The sequence below is a fragment of the Sphingomonas sanxanigenens DSM 19645 = NX02 genome, assembly GCF_000512205.2.
Taxonomy (GTDB): domain Bacteria; phylum Pseudomonadota; class Alphaproteobacteria; order Sphingomonadales; family Sphingomonadaceae; genus Sphingomonas_D; species Sphingomonas_D sanxanigenens.
Genome location: NZ_CP006644.1, coordinates 1,150,727 through 1,166,758, shown reverse-complemented (window position 1 = coordinate 1,166,758; position 16,032 = coordinate 1,150,727). Strand labels below are relative to the sequence as shown.

Genomic DNA, 16,032 nt, shown 5'->3' with positions numbered 1-16,032 from the left:
TTCGGCAAGGCTCCGCGCCTTGCACTCAATCCCCCGTCACCATCCTCGGCCCGAGATCGCCCTGCCCCACCGATCCGCTGGCCATCGCCAGCATCGCGTCGAGCGACTTCTTCGCCGCCAGTCGCAGGCCTTCCTCGATTTCGATGCGCGGCTGCAGGTCGCGCAGCGCGACGTAGAGCTTCTCCATCGTATTGAGCGCCATATACGGGCAGATATTGCAGTTGCAGTTGCCGTCCGCACCGGGCGCACCGATGAAGGTCTTGCCCGGCATCGCCTTTTCCATCTGATGGATGATGTGCGGCTCGGTGGCGACGATCAGCACGTCTCCCGCCATCGCCTTGGCATAATCGAGGATGCCGCTGGTCGAACCGACATAATCGGCATGGTCGAGCACATGCGGCGGGCATTCGGGGTGCCCCGCCACCGGCGCACCGGGATATTGCGCCTTGAGCTTGAGCAGTTCGGTTTCGCTGAACGCCTCGTGGACGATGCACACGCCCGGCCACAGCAGCATGTCGCGCCCGGTCTTGCGTGCCAGATAGCCGCCCAGATTCTTGTCCGGCCCGAAGATGATCTTCTGCGTCGCCGGGATCTGGCTGAGGATCTTTTCCGCCGAGGAGGAGGTGACGATGACGTCGCTGAGCGCCTTCACCTCGGTCGAGCAGTTGATGTAGGTCAGCGCGATATGATCGGGGTGCGCCTCGCGGAACGCCTTGAACTTGTCCGGCGGGCAGGAATCCTCGAGACTGCAGCCGGCGTCGAGATCGGGCAGCACCACGATCTTCTGCGGCGACAGGATCTTGGCTGTATCCGCCATGAACTTCACGCCGCAGAACGCGATCACGTCCGCATCTGTGGCTGCCGCCTTGCGGCTGAGGTCGAGGCTGTCGCCGACGAAGTCCGCGATGTCCTGGATCTCGGGCTTCTGGTAATAATGCGCGAGGATCACGGCGTTGCGCTCCTTGCGCAGCCGATCGATCTCCGCGCGCAGGTCGACACCGGTCAGGCTTCCGCCCATGCCGCCGCGTGCATCCATCTCTTTCACTCCTCATCCCGCTCGGCCGCCTTCCAGGCTGGTTGGGCGCTTATTCCGAGCGATTCCCGAAAATCTCTTCCAGCGACCGCGAACGGTCCATCTGCTCGCCATTACCCGGCTGCGGCTCGTCTGCGAAGCGCACGCTGACCTGCGCATCGAAGCCGGCCGCCTTCAGCGGCATCGCGAAGCTGCGCTCCACCGCGCGGCGGGTGGCGTCTCGCGCCAGCTTCATCATCTGCGGCTGCTGCGCCTGGCGCTGCAATTCCTGCCACGCCCGCCGGCGGTTGGCGGTGTCGAGCGTCTTTTCGGCGTCGGTCAGCCGGATCAGCAATCCGCCGCTGTCATATTCGCGCACCGCATTCATATCGATCTCGGGCCGGCTGGTCTCGACCGGCGGCAGGGTGACCGTCAGCCGCTTCGCCGCGCCATCCCACGCGACATCCTTCTGCGTCAGCTTGGCCAGATCCACCTCGTAGCGGACCATGCCCGGCATGATCATCGTCTTGCGCGCGCTGAACAGCCCCATCCGCGTCTGTTCGCTGGTCACCACCGCCACATAGCGCGCGGCGAAGGTGGAGAGGCGGTTCTGCTCGCGAATGCCCTCCAGGCTGGCCTGCGCGATCGTCTCCGGCGCGGGCGCGATCTTGTCGTCGAGATAGGTGCCGATGCTCTGCAGCGCATACCAGCCGGCAACCAACGCCAGCGCCACGCCCGCGGCGGTCGCGAGCATCGTCTTCAACCAGTTGGGCATGTCGTCAGGCCGCCAGCCGCCAGTGATCGCCCTCGGCAACCACCACGCCGCGATTGCCGAGATCGATCAGGTGCGCGAGCACCGACCGCCCCGCCGCGCCCACCAGCCGGTGATCGAGCCCGACATACATGCGCGCAACCATCGCCGGCACGGCCAGTTCGCCGTCGCGCAGCAGCGACAGGATCTGCTTTTCGCGCTGCCTGCGATGCGCCGCCATGTGGCGGACGAAGCGCTGCGGCCGTTCGACGGGATCGCCATGCGCGGGATAATAGATGCGGTCCTCGCGCGCGATCAGCCGCTCCAGGCTCGCCATATAGGCCGCCATGTCGCCATCGGGCGGCGCCACGACGGAGGTCGACCAGCCCATCACATGGTCGCCGGTGAACAGCGCGCCGCTTTCGACCAGCGAGAAGCAGAGATGGTTGGAGGTATGGCCGGGCGTCGCCACCGCCTCCAGCGTCCAGCCCGGGCCGGCAACGCGTTCGCCGTCCGCCAGCACGCGGTCGGGCGTATAGCCCGCATCGAACGCCGAATCGGCGCGCGGACCGTCGTCGACCAGCGCCAGCGGCGCGCACCCGACGATTTCGGCCCCGGTCGCTCCGGCGACCGCCGCGGCGGCGGGGCTGTGATCGCGGTGCGTGTGCGTGCACATGATCGCGGTCACCCGTTCCCCCGCGACCGCGGCGAGGATCGCGGCGACGTGCGCCGGCTCGGCGGGGCCGGGATCGATCACCGCCACCTCGCCCCGGCCGACGACATAGGTCTGCGTGCCGCTATAGGTGTAGGGCGAGGGGTTGGGAGCGAGGATCCGCCGCACCAGCGGCTCGACCTCCACCGCCAGTCCGGTCGGTTGATCGTTCATGGCCTTCGATGTGGCGATTTCGCGATGAGAAGCAAGGGCCGACGCGATGCTCGTGCGCGCCGGCCCCGCCCCCCGCCGCTTGCGGCAGGTCCCGGCAAGCGATGCTCTGGCGAACGAAGCCGCCTACTTCGCCGGCGCGACGCGCAGCCGCGCCAGTTCGGCATCGAGCCCGGCGAGCGCCTGGCGCAAGCCATCGCCCTGCAGCGCCCGCGACCGCGCCAAGCTTTCCCGCGCCTTTTCGAGCGCGTCGATCGTCAGCTTGCGCACCTCCGCCTCGGTGGGCGCCGCGGCGCAGACGACGACCCGGCGGGTCTCGCCCTTGCCATGATCGCGGGTGACGACCTGCGTCTCGGTGACGCGGCCCTTGCCGGCGCAGCGGCCGGCCCCGTCGCTGCTGATGCGGCGTTCGCCCTTTTCGTCGAGCACCATCATATAGGCGTGGCGGCCGGCATGCTTCTCGGCCAGCCCCGCCGCGCGCTCGGCCGCGACAGCGGCGCGCTCGGCGGCCCATTCACGCGCGTCGGCCGCCCGCTCCATCGCGCGTTCGCGTGCCTCGGCGACCCGCTCCATGGCGTTGGCGCGGCGATCGGCATCGCGCTCCGCACGATCGGCGGCACGCTCGGCGGCGTCGGCCGCGGCACCGACCGCATCGGCGGCATCGGCGCCGTCCGCCCAGCGCGGCGCGGCCGGCGGGGCCGGAGGCGCCGGCGGCAGCGGAGCCTCGGGCGCGGCCGACGCGATCTGCGCGGCGTGCGGTGCACGGGGTTCCGTCGCCGCCACCGGCGCGACCGGCGGCTCCGGCATGTCGGCAAAGGGAAGCGCGGCCGCTTCCGGCGGCGCGGGCTCGGTGGGCGCCGCAGCGTCCCCGACCAGCGCGACGCCGATCGGCTGCACCACCTCGCGCGCAGCCTCGGCAGCCATGCCCCCCGATGCGGTCAGCGCCAGTCCGCCCGCCAGCAGCGCGACCGCCAGAACGGCGCCCGAAACGCTGCGGCCCGGCGAGCGCTTGCCCGACTTCATCATGCGTAGTCTCCTCTTGAGTTCGTCACGGCTCCCGAGCGTGCAGGCGGCGACCGGGGTCCGCGAACAGGCGGACTTGACCACCGCAAGGCCATAGCTGTGGCGCTCGGCGGGCGTTGCCCCCGCCAGCACCAGCGCGTCGCAGGCCAGTTCCTGATCGGCACGAAAGGCGCGCCAGGCGCGGTGCGCGATCGGATTGAACCAATGGAGCGAGAGGAGCGCCAGCGCCGCGAAATTGGCGGACAGGTCCCACCGCAGATGATGGATGAACTCATGGCGCAGCGCGAGGCGCAGTTCCTCCTCGCTGTAGCGCCAGCGCCAGTCGTGCGGCAGCACCACCGTCTTCACGAACACGCCGGTCGCGAACGGCCCGTCGACCGCCCGGCTCGCGCACACCTCGATGCCGTCGCGGTCGAGGCGCGGCAGCGGCGTCGCCTGCGAAAGCGTTTCGCGCACGAAGCGGCGATAGGCGAGGATGTGCCAGCCGAAATGGAGCGCCGCGCCACCCAGCCACGCCGCCAGCAGGATCGTGCCCCACGGCAGCGCCGCGATCGGATCCCACAGCGTCGGCAGCGGATCGGCGGCGCCCGAAGGCGCGGCATCGACCAGGCCGTCGAGCGAGACGAAATCGATCAGCACCGGGATCTGCTCGATCGGCGGATCGATCAGCGTGCGCGGCAGCGGCGGCAGCACCATGCGCAGCGCCGGCAGCAGCCACAGCAGATAGGCGATGCGCGGGCCGAACACGGCCGCAACCCGCTCGCGCAGCAGCATCACGATCAGCATGAGAAGGCTGGTGGCGACCAGCGTCTGGACGATCCACGCGCTCATGACCGGAGCGCCTTCAGCAGCGCTTCGATCTCGGCGATATCCTGGTCGCTCAGCGCATCACGCTCGGCGAGGTGCGCGACCAGCGGCGTGATCCGGCCGCCGAACAGCCGGTCCATTAGCTTGCGCGACTCGCCCGCGACATAATCGACGCGCGCGATCGTGGGCCGATAGAGATAGCGCCGGCCATCTTCCTCATGCGCGAGCACGCCCTTGCCGAGCAGGCGCGACAGCATCGTCTTGACGGTGCGGTCGCTCCACCCGCGCACCGGATCGATGCGTTCGGCAACCTCTGCGGCGGTGAGCGGGGCTTCGTCCCACAGCACCTCCATCACGGCATGTTCGGCTTCGCTGATCCGCTCGGTCATCGTCCCGACCTCCCTGACTACGGATGTAATCGAAGTACGACTACAGGTGTAGTCACAAAATCGCTGAACGGTGGATGAATGCGGCGAGTCGAGGCCGGATCGGCGGCGAAATTGCGCGCTCAGTCGCGATGCGCGGCGCGGCGCAGCCGGTCGTTGATCGCCGCGCCGAGCCCCTGCTGCGGCACCGGGCGCACCGCGATCTGCGGCCGGCCGCTCGCATCGGCGCGGTGGAGCGCGTCGAACAGCCCGGCCGCCGCCTCGACGAGATCGCCGGAGGGGCTGAGGTTGATGTCGCCGCCGGCCGCGCCGAAGCCGATCACGAACGCATCGGCGGCGGGCGCGGCGACGTCGATCGCGAGCGGCGTGCCGGGCGCATAATGGCTCGAAAGCTGCCCCGGCGCCTCGATGCTGCCGCCGTCCGCCGCGATCACCGGCAGCCCGCCCGCCGCTTCGCTCAGCTGCTCGGCGGTGATCGGGCCGGGGCGCAGCAGGCGGATATGGTCGGGCGCCGCGGCGGCGATGGTCGATTCCAGCCCCATCGCGGTCGCGCCGTCGTCAACGATCAGCGGAATGCGCCCGCCCAGCCCCGCCATCACATGCGCCGCGCGCGTCGCGCTGATGCCGCCGCTCGGATTGGCCGAGGGCGCGGCGAGCGGCCGGCCGCAGGCGGCGAGCAGGTCGCGCATCGCGCGATGCGCCGGGCACCGGATCGCGACCGTCGGCAGCCCGGCGGTGACGATCGACGCGACCGGGCTGTCGGGCGCGAGCGGCAGTACCAGCGTCAGCGGCCCCGGCCAGAACGCGTCGATCAGCCGCTTGGACACCGCATCGATCCGCGCCAGCCGCGCCGCCGCCGCGACGTCGAGGACATGGACAATCAGCGGGTTGAACGCGGGCCGCCCCTTGGCGGCATAGATGCGCGCGACCGCCGCGCCGTCGGTCGAATCGGCGGCGAGGCCGTAGACCGTTTCGGTGGGGATCGCGATGGTGCCACCGTCCGCGATCACCGCCGCCGCGCGCGCGATCGCGGCCGTGCCGTAGCGGCAGATTTCGGTCGTGAAAGGGCCGTTTGAGCCAGGCATTCTGCGGCGCTATAGCGCCGGCCCACGAGAGGCAAGAGAGGAGCCCGCGCCATGACCTATACGCCCCCGGTGGCCGAACAGCGGTTCGTGCTGGAGCATGTCGTCGGCATCGCCGACCTCGCCGCCGACGCCCGCTACGAAGCCGCCGCGCCGGACATGGTGGAGGCGATCCTCGACGGCGCCGGCGCGTTCGCCGCGGGCGAATATGCGCCGCTCAACCGCATCGGCGATACCGTCGGCGCGCGCTGGGAGGATGGCCGGGTGATGCTGCCGCCGGGCTTCCGCGAGGCCTATCAGGCGTTCGTCGCGGGCGGCTGGGGATCGCTCGCCGGCCCGACGGCGTTCGGCGGCCAGGGCCTGCCCTATGCGCTCGCCGCGGCGGTGATGGAGGATCTCGGCAGCGCCAACATGGGCTTCTCGCTGGTCAACATGCTGACGCCGGGCGCGATCGAGGCGCTGATCGCCTATGGCACCGACGACCAGAAGGCCAAGTGGCTGCCGAAGCTCGTCAGCGGCGAATGGACCGGCACGATGAACCTCACCGAGCCGCAGGCAGGGTCGGACGTCGGCGCGCTGCGCACCGGCGCGACCCGGGCGGCGGACGGCGGCTGGCGGATCAAGGGCACCAAGATCTACATCACCTTCGGTGAGCATGACCTCGCGGACAACATCCTCCACCTCGTCCTCGCGCGCACGCCCGGCGCGCCGGCGGGGACGCGCGGCATCTCGCTGTTCCTCGTCCCCAGGCTGCGCGACGACGGCACCGCCAACGACGTCCGCTGCGTCTCGATCGAGCACAAGCTGGGCATCCACGCCTCCCCCACCTGCGTCATGAGCTATGGCGATCATGACGATTGCCATGGCGAGCTGATCGGCGCCGAGCATGGCGGCATCGCCGCGATGTTCGTGATGATGAACAATGCCCGGCTCAACGTCGGCCTGCAGGGCGTCCAGATCGGCGAGCGCGCGACGCAGCAGGCGGTCGCCTATGCGATGGACCGCGTGCAGTCCGCGCGCGCCGGCGGCGCCTCGCGCGATCCGGTCGCGATCATCGAGCATCCCGATGTGCGGCGCATGCTGCTGCGGATGAAGGCGCTGACGCAGGGCGCGCGCGCGCTGGTCTATTATGCGATCGGCCAGCTCGACCGCGCGCATCTCGGCGACGCGGCCGCGCGCGACCGGGTGGACCTGCTCACCCCGCTCGCCAAGTCATGGGGCACCGATGCCGGCTGCGAGATCGCGTCGCTCGGCGTGCAGGTGCATGGCGGCATGGGCTTCATCGAGGAAACCGGCGCCGCGCAGCATTATCGCGACATCCGCATCGCCCCGATCTACGAGGGCACCAACGGCATCCAGGCCGCCGATCTCGTCGGCCGCAAGCTGGCGCTGGGCGGCGGCGCGCCGTTCGACGCGCTGATCGCCGACATGCAGCGCGACGCTGAAAATGAAAGCCTCTCCCGCCTCATCGGCGATTGCGCCGAGGTCGGCCGCCACCTCGCCGCGGCCGGCGCCGACGACCGGCTCGCCGGCAGCATGCCCTTCCTGACGATGCTCGCGGTCGCCGTCGCCGGCTGGCAAATGGAGCGCCAGGGCCGCATCGCCGCGACCGCCGAGGGTGACCCCGCCTTCCTTTCGATGAAGCGCGCCGCGGCGGACTATTTCGTCCGCCACATCGTGCCGGAGGCCGCGGGGCTCAAGTCCGCGGCGCTCGATGGTGCCGGCCTGCTCTATGCGGTGGAGGCGGGGGCGTTTCTGGCGTGAACTCTACCGCCGTTGGTCCCGAGCGAAGTCGAGGGACCAAGGAGACCCGCGCCCCAGCCTGACACGCTTTTCGCGCGACCCGTCCCTCGACTGCGCTCGGGACGAACGGAGAGGGGGAGATGCACGCCCCCTGCCCCCTATGCCGCCTTCGACGGCCGGATCTGCTCCAGCACCTTGTCGCGCGGCCCGTCGAGCTGCACGCGGCCGCGGTCCATCAGGATGATGCGGTTGACGAGGCGCAGCAGCGGCGGGCGGTGGGTGATCAGCACCAGCGTCCGGTCCGCAAGTTCCGCGCCGAGGCGCTGCAGCAGCGCGTCCTCGGTCTGCGCGTCCATCGCGCTGGTCGGCTCGTCGAACAGCATCACCTTGGGCTTGCCCGCCAGCGAGCGCGCGATCGCGATCGACTGGCGCTGCCCGCCCGACAGGCTCTCGCCGCGGTCGGCGAGGCGCAGGTCATAGCCGTTGACGAGTTGCCCCATAAACTGGTGCGTGCCCGAAATCGTGCACAGGCGGACGAGTTCCTCATCGTCCACCTCGGCGCGGCCCAGCGAGATATTCTCCCGCACGGTGCCGCTCAGCAGCACATTGTCCTGCATCGCCGCGCCGATGTGGCGGCGCAGCTCGGGCGGGTCATATTGGCGGATGTCGGCGCCGTCGATCATCACCAGCCCGTCCTCGGGCGGATAGAGCCCCAGGATCAGCCGCGCGATCGTCGACTTGCCCGAACCCACGCGGCCGAGCAGGCCGACGCGCTCGCCCGGCGCGATCGTGAAGCTCACCCCGTCCAGCGCGCGCTCGGCGGCGCCGGGATAGCGGAACGACACGTTGCGGAACTCGATGCGCCCCTCGATCTTCGTCATCTTCAGCGGCGTCGCCTCCGGCCCTTCCGCCGGCGTCGACATCAGTTCCTGCAGCTGGCGGTAGGAGGTGCGGGTGGCGGTGAGGCGCGACAGCATCTGCGCGATCTGGCCCAGCGGCGCCACCGCGCGGCCGGCAAGGATCGAACAGGCGATCAGCCCGCCCATCGTCAGCTCGTTCTTGGCGATCAGGGTCACGCCGACCACGACGACGCCCGCATAGGCGATGGTGTTGGCCGAGCTCGCGAAATTGACGCTGATCGAGGAGACCAGCCGCTGCCGCAGCGAGCTGTCCGCATGGTCGTCCACCGCCTTCGCCCAGCGGCGCGCGAGCAGCGGGCCCGCGCCCGCGCTCTTGATCATCTCCAGCCCGCCCACGGTCTCGACCAGCACCGACTGCTTGAGCAGCCCGCCGCTCATCGCGCGCGCCGAAAGCCGGTCCATCGCCGGATGCGTCAGCCAGCCGACCAGCACGACCAGCGGGATCATGATCAGCGGCACGATCACGACGACGCCGCCGATCGCCGCGGTCACCAGCAAGGTCACGACGATGAAGGGCACGTCGACGACGGCTGTCAGCGTCGCCGAGGCGAAGAATTCGCGCAGCGTCTCCAGCTCGCGCATCAGCGCGGTCAGCGCGCCGGTCGATCCCTTGCGCAGGTCCAGCCGCAGCGCCAGCAGCCGCTTGAACACGGTCGCGCCCACCTCATGGTCGATGTCGGCCCCCGCCACGTCGACCAGATAGGCGCGCAAGGTGCGCAGCACGAAATCGAAGATCACGACAATCGCAAGGCCGATCGTCAGCGCGATCAGCGACGAGGTGGCGTTGTTGGGCACCACCCGGTCGTAGACCGTCATCGTGAACAGCGAGGTCAGCAGGCCGAAGATGTTGATCATCGCCGCCGCGATCGCAACCTTGATGTAGGTCTGGCGGTTGCGCTGCATCGGTTCCATCAGCCAGGCGGCGAACCGCGGCGGACGTTCGGGTACAGCGTCGGGGTTGCTCATGATCGGCCTTGCTCCTCCCACAGCCGCTTGCCGGAGCCGGCGGCACACACGGCCCCATGTGCAGCGGCTTTGAGCGCCTGTCGAGCCGTCTTGGCGGTCGCGGCCAACATGCCGGGGCAAATCGAAAAACCGCGTGCCCAAGCTTCGCGGCGACGGTTTCGGCCCGCGGTCGCCGCTCGATTCAAACCGAAATGGACCAAGTTGCCAAGAAACGGCTCATATCCGCGCGTTTTGCTAAGCCTCGCCTTTGCCGCACACGCCGCCGCCGCCCGCGAACATTGTCGATCGCCCGCGCGGGCCGTTCATTTCGTCGAAGCCGCAGCATTTCATTGCGCACTTCGATGAGGTTGTCGGCGCAGGTCGCTTGGCGGGCGCCCTTTCCTGCGGTACGAGCCCGGCATCGAGGGCGGCGCGTGGAGTGGGGATGGCGTGGTGTAACCGCGCGATGGGGCAAGCAAGTGCGCTTGCCGTCGCGCTTGCAATGATGGCCGCGCCGATCGGCGCCCAGCAGCCCGTGCTGCCGGCGCCCGATCGCGATCCGCTGAAGGTGGATATGGCGACGGACCCGGTGGTCCGGCTGATCGGCACGATCGGCCTGCCGGAAACGTTCGTCGATCGCATCCACCTCGCGGTCGATCAGCATCCGGCGCTCACCGAGGCGCGCGCGAGCCGGGCGGAGGCCGTCGCCGCGCGCGGCGAGGCGAAGGCGCAGCGTTTTCCGCAGGGCGAGTTCAACGTCAGCACCTTCCGCACCCTCGCGCGCGAATTTTCCAACGATCCGCAGAACATCATCGAGCGGTCGCGCGCGCGCCAGCGCACCGACGCGACGGTGACGATCTCCGCGCCGGTGTGGGATTTCGGCGCCACGGTGGAGCGCATCTCCGCCGCCAGGGCCCGCGTCGAGAGCGCGGAAGCCGGCGTGGCCGCCACCGCCGATGATGTCAGCCTGCGCGCGATCGTCGCCTGGTACGATGTGTTCGCCTATCGCGCGCTCGTGTCCGTCGCCAGCGCCTATGCCGCCAGCCAGACCGAACTCGGCGCGGCGGTGGAGGAGCGCATCCGCCAGGGCGTCTCGGCGCCCGGCGATCGCGCGGAGGTCGATTCCTACGTCGCGATCGGCGCCAGCCGGCTGGCCAATTACCGGCGCCAGCTCGCCAATGCCGAGGCGCGCTACACCGAATTGATGGGCGCGCCGCCGCCGCCGATGATGAACGGTCCGCACCGCGCCGCCTGGCCCGCGCTGGACCGCGAACGCGCGGTGGCCGCAGCGGGCGAAACCCCGGCGGTGCGCGCTGCCTATGCCGCCGCGCGGGCGGCGGACATGGATGCCGAGGCGGTGCGCTCCGAGAACCTGCCCACCGTGATCGCGGGCGTCGATGCCGGCCGCTACGGCGTGTTCGAAACCGATCGCGACTATGACGTGCGCGCGCGCCTCGGCCTGCGCTACCGCCTGTTCGGCGGCCGCAACTTCCGGGCGCGACAGGCGTCGGCGCGGGCGGTGACCGCCGAGGCGCGCGCCGCGCGGCTGCGCATCGAGGCGGAGCGCGACGCCTCGATCGCCTGGTCCGATCTCGAGGCGCTGAAGGTGGCGCGCGACGCGCAGGAACGCAGCTATGGCGCCGCGCGCCTGTCGCGCGACGTGCTGGCAGAGCGCTTCCGCGTCTCGCGCGGCTCGCTGATCGGCGTGCTGCAGGGCGAGGATAATTTCTTCCAGTCGGCGGCGCAGTATATTCTCGCCGAAGTCGAACTGGAGGTCGCACGCTACGCGCTGATGTCGCGCATGGGGGAATTGCTGCCGGCGCTCGGGCTCAATCCGTCGCCGCGGCTCGATTGGGACAAGGGGGATCGATGAGCGTCATCGGGCTGGAGCACACACATGTCTGAGACGCATATCGACGATCTGGCGATGAGGATCCGCCCGCGCACGGTATCGAACCTGATGCTGTGGGGCATTTTCGGCTTTTTCGTGCTGTTCGTGATCTGGGCGGCGATCGCCGAGCTCGATCGCACGGTGCGCGGCCAGGGCCGCGTGATCCCGAGCTCGCAGCTCCAGCTCGTCTCCAACCTCGAAGGCGGCGTGGTCGAACGGATCCTGGTCCGCACCGGCCAGCTGGTGAAGCGCGGCGACGCGCTGTTGCGGCTGAGCCCGATCCAGAGCGCCGCCGAACTCGGCAGCGGCCAGGCGACCACCTATGCGCTGTTTGCGAAGATCGCGCGGCTCGAAGCCGAAATCGCCGGCCGCGCGCCCGTCTTCCCCAGCGCGCCGGACGAACAGAGCCGCGCGCAGGTGGAGATCGAGCGCGCGCTCTATCGGTCGCGCATGGGCGATCTTTCCAGCCTCCAGGCCGCCGCCGCGGCGCGCGTCTCCCAGTCGCGCAACGCGCTCGCCGAGGCACGCTCGGCCGAAGCCGCGCGGATCTCCGCACGCGATTCGGCGCGGCTGCAGCTCGATGCGATCCGTCCGCTCGTCGAACGCGGCATCGAACCGCGCGTGTCGCTGATCCAGGCGGAAAGCCAGGCGGCGGTTGCGGCGAGCGAGGCCGCCGGCGCCGCCTCCGCGGTCTCGCGCGCGCAGGCTGCGATCGGCGAGGCCGAGGCGACGATGCGCCGCGCCACGCAGGATTGGCGCGCCCAGGCCGGCGGCGAACTCGCCGCCGCGCGCGCGGAACTCGATGCCCGGCGCAGCACATTGCCCGCATTGGCCGATCGCCAGAGCCGCACCGTGCTGCGCGCGCCGCTCGACGGCCGCGTCAACCGCGTGCTCGTCAGCACCGTCGGCGGCTCGGTCGCCCCCGGCGCGCCGGTGATCGAACTGGTGCCCAGCGAAAACACGCTGCTGGTCGAGGCGCAGGTCCAGCCCAAGGACATCGCGTCGGTGAAGATCGGCCAGCGCGCCAAGGTCGACATCACCGCCTATGATCCGGCGATCTACGGCTCGCTGGAGGGCAATGTCGTCGCGATCTCGCCTGACTCGGTGCTGGACGAGCGCAATGGCGAGACCCATTATCTCGTCCGCGTGCGCACCAATGCGGCGGGCATCCGCCGCAACGGCAAGATGCTGCCGATCGGCCCGGGCATGACCGCCACCGTCAACCTGCTGGGCGAGAAGCGCACCGTGCTCAACTATCTGCTGACCCCGATCACCCGCATCCGCGACCAGGCGTTCCGCGAGTAGGGTTGCAGCGGCGAAGGCGTTCGCGCATCTCGTTCGTGACGGCCCTACTGTCCCTCGCCCCTTTGGGGAGAGGGACAGGTCCGCGCAGCGGACCAGGGAGAGGGTCAGTCGCGCCAGGCGTAGACGTCCGACGCGTTCGCTCGAAAATGGCCGACCGGGCAGCGGTGCCGAGCCCTCCAGCCTTTTGCGCTTTATGAAACGATTCGCGCGATGAAACGGTTGGCGGGAAGTGCCGGAGAGGGCTCGTTGCGCAACCGTCACAACGGCTGCAGCGCCTCCGCCACCGCCCCTCGTTGACACCGGTAAGCCCCCACCGCCCCCAGCCCCCCGAAAATCGAGCCAAATCGACTCGCCACCGCGCCGAATCGATGAGAAATCCGGTTACCTTTTATTCATATTTTCGTTACAGTCCGTCCCTAACCGGTGCGCTGCAAGCGCCGGATCGGGGTGTCGCTTGAGCAAGAAAATCACGAAATCCGCGAAGAATCCGGTGCATCGCTGGATCGTTGCCGGTGGCGGTGCGCTCGCCATCGCGCTGACGGCGTCCGCCTACAGCTTCGCGGACGCCGATGCGGCGGCACAGGCGCAGCCCGGCCTGACCTCCGGCTATGCCGGATCGGTGCCGGCGGTGATGCGCCGCGGCGGGCCGAGCCTGATCGACTATGCGCGGCTCGATCGCCGGCTGCAGCAGGTCGTGGCGACGCCGGGCATGGTCGGCATGGCCGTCGCCATCGTCGAGAATGGCGAGCTGCGCTTCGTGAAGGGCTATGGCGTCACCCAATATGGCACCCATGATCCGGTGACGACGCGCACCGTGTTCCGCTGGGCCTCGCTGTCGAAGGGCGTCGCCGCGACCACCGTCGCCTCGCTCGCCGCCGACGGCAAGATTTCGCTGAATGCGCCGATCTCGCGCTATTCCTCCTCGCTCAAGCTGCCGGGCGGTGCCGAGAACCGGCTGACCGTCACCGATCTTCTCGCGCAGCGCCTCGGCATCGTCCGCAACGCCTATGACGGCAAGCTGGAAGCCGGGCAGGATCCGCGCGTGCTGCGCACCCAACTCGCCACCGCGCCGATGCAGTGCGCCGCGGGCGGCTGCTACAGCTACCAGAACATCGCCTATGATGCGGCGTCGGAAATGGTCGAGCGGGTCACCGGCCGGCGCTACGAGGATGTCGTGCGCGAACGCATCTTCCTGCCGCTCGGCATGACCAGCGCCACGATCAGCCGTCAGGGTCTGCAGTCGGCACCCAGCTGGGCGCGCTCGCACGTCGGCACCCGGGTGATGCCGGTGGTCGACAGCTATTATCGCGTGCCCGCGGCGGGCGGCGTCAACAGCTCGATCATCGACATGGGCCGCTGGATGCAGGCGCAGATGGGCGTCGCCAGCGGCGTCGTCTCCCCCGGCCTGCTCAAGACGATCCACGCGCCGCTTACCGTCACCGGCCGCGCGCGCGGCTTCGGCATCGAGGACCGCGCGATCTCTGGCGTCACCTACGGCATGGGCTTCCGCGAATATGCCTATGCGGGCCACCAGCTGGTCGGCCATCGCGGCGCGGTGCGCGGCTATCGCTCGCTGATGGTGTTCGATCCGGTGCAGCGCACCGGCGTCGCCATCCTGTGGAATTCGCAGAGCACCAAGCCCGTGGGGCTGCAGCTGGAGGTGCTCGACATGCTCTATGGCCTGCCGACGCGCGATTGGCTGAAGGTCGATCTGCCCGGCACGGGCAACGCCCGCACGCTGGTTTCGGCCACCGCCGACACCGCCGAGTGACCGCAGCATGATTGCCGATCGGGAAATCCGCGTTCTGCGGCTTTCACCGGCGGCAAGCCTCGGCTAGGGCGGCGCCGTTATGGCACAACCGCGCACCCTCTACGAGAAGATCTGGGATGCCCATGTCGTCGACCGCCGCGACGACGGGACCTGCCTGCTCTATATCGACCGTCACCTCGTCCACGAAGTCACCAGCCCGCAGGCGTTCGAGAGCCTTCGCGTCGCCGGCCGCAAGGTCCGCCGCACCGATCTCACCCTCGCGGTGCCCGACCACAACCTTCCGACCACCGCGCGGCTCGATGCCGAGGGGCGGCGGATCCCGATCGCCGATCCCGAAAGCGCGGCGCAGCTCGCGGCGCTCGAACGCAACACCGCCGAGTTCGGCATCCGCTGTTTCGGTGCGACCGACGTCGAACAGGGCATCGTCCATGTCGTCGGCCCGGAACAGGGCTTCACCTTGCCCGGCACCACGCTGGTGTGCGGAGACAGCCACACCGCCGCGCACGGCGCGCTCGGCGCGCTGGCGTTCGGCATCGGCACCTCCGAGGTCGAGCATGTGCTGGCGACGCAGACCTTGCAGCTCAAGCAGTCGAAGACGATGGAGATCCGCGTCGACGGCGCGTTGGGCTTCGCGGTCAGCCCCAAGGATGTCGTGCTCGCGATCATCGGCAGGATCGGCGCCGCGGGCGGCACCGGCTATGTCATCGAATATACCGGCTCGGTGATCCGCGACATGTCGGTCGAGGGGCGGCTGACCGTTTCCAACATGTCGATCGAGGGCGGTGCGCGCGCCGGCCTGATCGCGCCCGACGACAAGACCTTCGCCTATATCAAGGGCCGGCCGATGGCGCCGGCGGGCGAGCATTGGGAAAAGGCGGTGGCGTGGTGGAAGACGCTGCCGACCGATCCCGGCGCGCGCTACGACAGCGTCGTCACGCTTCAGGCAAGCGACATCGCCCCCAACGTCACCTGGGGCACCAGCCCCGAGGATGTCGTGCCGATCACCGGCGTCGTCCCCGATCCGATGAGCTTCGCCGACCCGTCCAAGCAGGCGGCGGCGAAGAAGTCGCTGGACTATATGGGGCTGGTGCCGGGCACCCGGCTGCAGGACGTGGCGGTGGAGAACATCTTCATCGGCAGCTGCACCAACAGCCGCATCGAGGATCTGCGCGCCGCCGCCGCCGTGCTCGACGGTCGCCGCATCGCCGATGGCGTCCACCAGGCGCTGGTGGTGCCGGGCTCGGGGCTCGTCAAGAAGCAGGCCGAGGCCGAAGGGCTCGATCGCATCTTCGTGGCCGCGGGCTTCGAATGGCGCGAGCCGGGCTGCTCGGCGTGCCTCGGCATGAATCCGGACAAGGTGCCGGCGGGAGAACGCTGCGCATCGACGTCCAATCGCAATTTCGTCGGCCGGCAGGGTCCGGGTGCGCGCACCCACCTGCTCTCGCCGGCGATGGCGGCCGCGGCCGCGGTAACGGGCCGGCTTACCGACGTTCGGGAGCTTGTGGGGGAGTAA

The 16,032-nt window shown here is 69.8% G+C and carries 12 protein-coding genes; 5 read left to right on the top strand and 7 right to left on the bottom strand.

What is annotated here, in order from left to right; all coding sequences use genetic code 11:
* Nucleotides 1-25: 25 nt before the first annotated feature.
* The 6 genes from nadA to NX02_RS05525 form a co-directional block, all read right to left on the bottom strand.
* Entirely contained in the window at nucleotides 26-1,036 is a 1,011-nt protein-coding gene (gene nadA / locus NX02_RS05550; protein WP_025291205.1) for a quinolinate synthase NadA, read from the bottom strand.
* 49 nt (nucleotides 1,037-1,085) lie between these two features.
* The gene (locus NX02_RS05545) at nucleotides 1,086-1,787 is read right to left on the bottom strand and encodes a DUF4230 domain-containing protein (RefSeq protein WP_047099742.1); all 702 of its coding nucleotides are present in this window, start codon (nucleotides 1,785-1,787) and stop codon (nucleotides 1,086-1,088) included.
* A gap of 4 nt (nucleotides 1,788-1,791) precedes the next feature.
* The gene (locus NX02_RS05540) at nucleotides 1,792-2,649 is read right to left on the bottom strand and encodes an MBL fold metallo-hydrolase (protein ID WP_039996421.1); all 858 of its coding nucleotides are present in this window, start codon (nucleotides 2,647-2,649) and stop codon (nucleotides 1,792-1,794) included.
* A gap of 123 nt (nucleotides 2,650-2,772) precedes the next feature.
* Nucleotides 2,773-4,500: a M56 family metallopeptidase gene (locus NX02_RS05535; RefSeq protein ID WP_025291202.1), complete on the bottom strand. Its 1,728-nt coding sequence runs from the start codon at nucleotides 4,498-4,500 to the stop codon at nucleotides 2,773-2,775.
* Nucleotides 4,497-4,865, bottom strand: a complete 369-nt coding sequence (locus NX02_RS05530) for a BlaI/MecI/CopY family transcriptional regulator (RefSeq protein WP_025291201.1) — start codon at nucleotides 4,863-4,865, stop codon at nucleotides 4,497-4,499. The genes NX02_RS05535 and NX02_RS05530 overlap by 4 nt, the downstream gene beginning before the upstream one ends.
* 119 nt (nucleotides 4,866-4,984) lie before the next feature.
* On the bottom strand, nucleotides 4,985-5,947 hold the full coding sequence (locus tag NX02_RS05525) for an L-threonylcarbamoyladenylate synthase (RefSeq protein ID WP_025291200.1): 963 nt from the start codon (nucleotides 5,945-5,947) through the stop codon (nucleotides 4,985-4,987).
* A gap of 51 nt (nucleotides 5,948-5,998) precedes the next feature.
* Here NX02_RS05525 and NX02_RS05520 point away from each other — a divergent pair, with 51 nt between their 5' ends.
* Nucleotides 5,999-7,708 carry an acyl-CoA dehydrogenase family protein gene (locus tag NX02_RS05520; protein WP_025291199.1) on the top strand — a complete coding sequence of 570 codons (1,710 nt, stop codon included), beginning with the start codon at nucleotides 5,999-6,001 and terminating at the stop codon, nucleotides 7,706-7,708.
* A gap of 137 nt (nucleotides 7,709-7,845) precedes the next feature.
* Here NX02_RS05520 and NX02_RS05515 read toward each other — a convergent pair whose 3' ends face one another.
* Complete coding sequence (locus NX02_RS05515) at nucleotides 7,846-9,573, bottom strand: type I secretion system permease/ATPase (protein ID WP_025291198.1); 1,728 nt, start codon at nucleotides 9,571-9,573, stop codon at nucleotides 7,846-7,848.
* Between the two features lie 424 nt (nucleotides 9,574-9,997).
* On the opposite strand from NX02_RS05515, the gene NX02_RS05510 reads away from it, so the two are divergent.
* The 4 genes from NX02_RS05510 (at nucleotide 9,998) to leuC (ending at nucleotide 16,032) form a co-directional block, all read left to right on the top strand.
* Nucleotides 9,998-11,425, top strand: coding sequence for a TolC family protein (locus tag NX02_RS05510; RefSeq protein ID WP_047099741.1), 1,428 nt, complete (start codon nucleotides 9,998-10,000; stop codon nucleotides 11,423-11,425).
* Between the two features lie 24 nt (nucleotides 11,426-11,449).
* Nucleotides 11,450-12,748: an HlyD family type I secretion periplasmic adaptor subunit gene (locus tag NX02_RS05505; protein ID WP_025291196.1), complete on the top strand. Its 1,299-nt coding sequence runs from the start codon at nucleotides 11,450-11,452 to the stop codon at nucleotides 12,746-12,748.
* Nucleotides 12,749-13,202: 454 nt separating this feature from the next.
* Nucleotides 13,203-14,519, top strand: coding sequence for a serine hydrolase domain-containing protein (locus NX02_RS05500; RefSeq protein ID WP_025291195.1), 1,317 nt, complete (start codon nucleotides 13,203-13,205; stop codon nucleotides 14,517-14,519).
* A 79-nt stretch (nucleotides 14,520-14,598) separates the two neighbouring features.
* A complete protein-coding gene (gene leuC / locus NX02_RS05495; RefSeq protein WP_025291194.1) occupies nucleotides 14,599-16,032 on the top strand; it encodes a 3-isopropylmalate dehydratase large subunit in 1,434 nt (477 codons plus the stop codon).

Bases quoted from the DNA above. Each gene is read 5' to 3' on its own strand.
- nadA (WP_025291205.1), bottom strand. From the start codon at position 1,036: ATGGATGCACGCGGCGGCATGGGCGGAAGCCTGACCGGTGTCGACCTG.
- NX02_RS05545 (WP_047099742.1), bottom strand. From the start codon at position 1,787: ATGCCCAACTGGTTGAAGACGATGCTCGCGACCGCCGCGGGCGTGGCG.
- NX02_RS05540 (WP_039996421.1), bottom strand. From the start codon at position 2,649: ATGAACGATCAACCGACCGGACTGGCGGTGGAGGTCGAGCCGCTGGTG.
- NX02_RS05535 (WP_025291202.1), bottom strand. From the start codon at position 4,500: ATGAGCGCGTGGATCGTCCAGACGCTGGTCGCCACCAGCCTTCTCATG.
- NX02_RS05530 (WP_025291201.1), bottom strand. From the start codon at position 4,865: ATGACCGAGCGGATCAGCGAAGCCGAACATGCCGTGATGGAGGTGCTG.
- NX02_RS05525 (WP_025291200.1), bottom strand. From the start codon at position 5,947: ATGCCTGGCTCAAACGGCCCTTTCACGACCGAAATCTGCCGCTACGGC.
- NX02_RS05520 (WP_025291199.1), top strand. From the start codon at position 5,999: ATGACCTATACGCCCCCGGTGGCCGAACAGCGGTTCGTGCTGGAGCAT.
- NX02_RS05515 (WP_025291198.1), bottom strand. From the start codon at position 9,573: ATGAGCAACCCCGACGCTGTACCCGAACGTCCGCCGCGGTTCGCCGCC.
- NX02_RS05510 (WP_047099741.1), top strand. From the start codon at position 9,998: ATGGCGTGGTGTAACCGCGCGATGGGGCAAGCAAGTGCGCTTGCCGTC.
- NX02_RS05505 (WP_025291196.1), top strand. From the start codon at position 11,450: ATGTCTGAGACGCATATCGACGATCTGGCGATGAGGATCCGCCCGCGC.
- leuC (WP_025291194.1), top strand. From the start codon at position 14,599: ATGGCACAACCGCGCACCCTCTACGAGAAGATCTGGGATGCCCATGTC.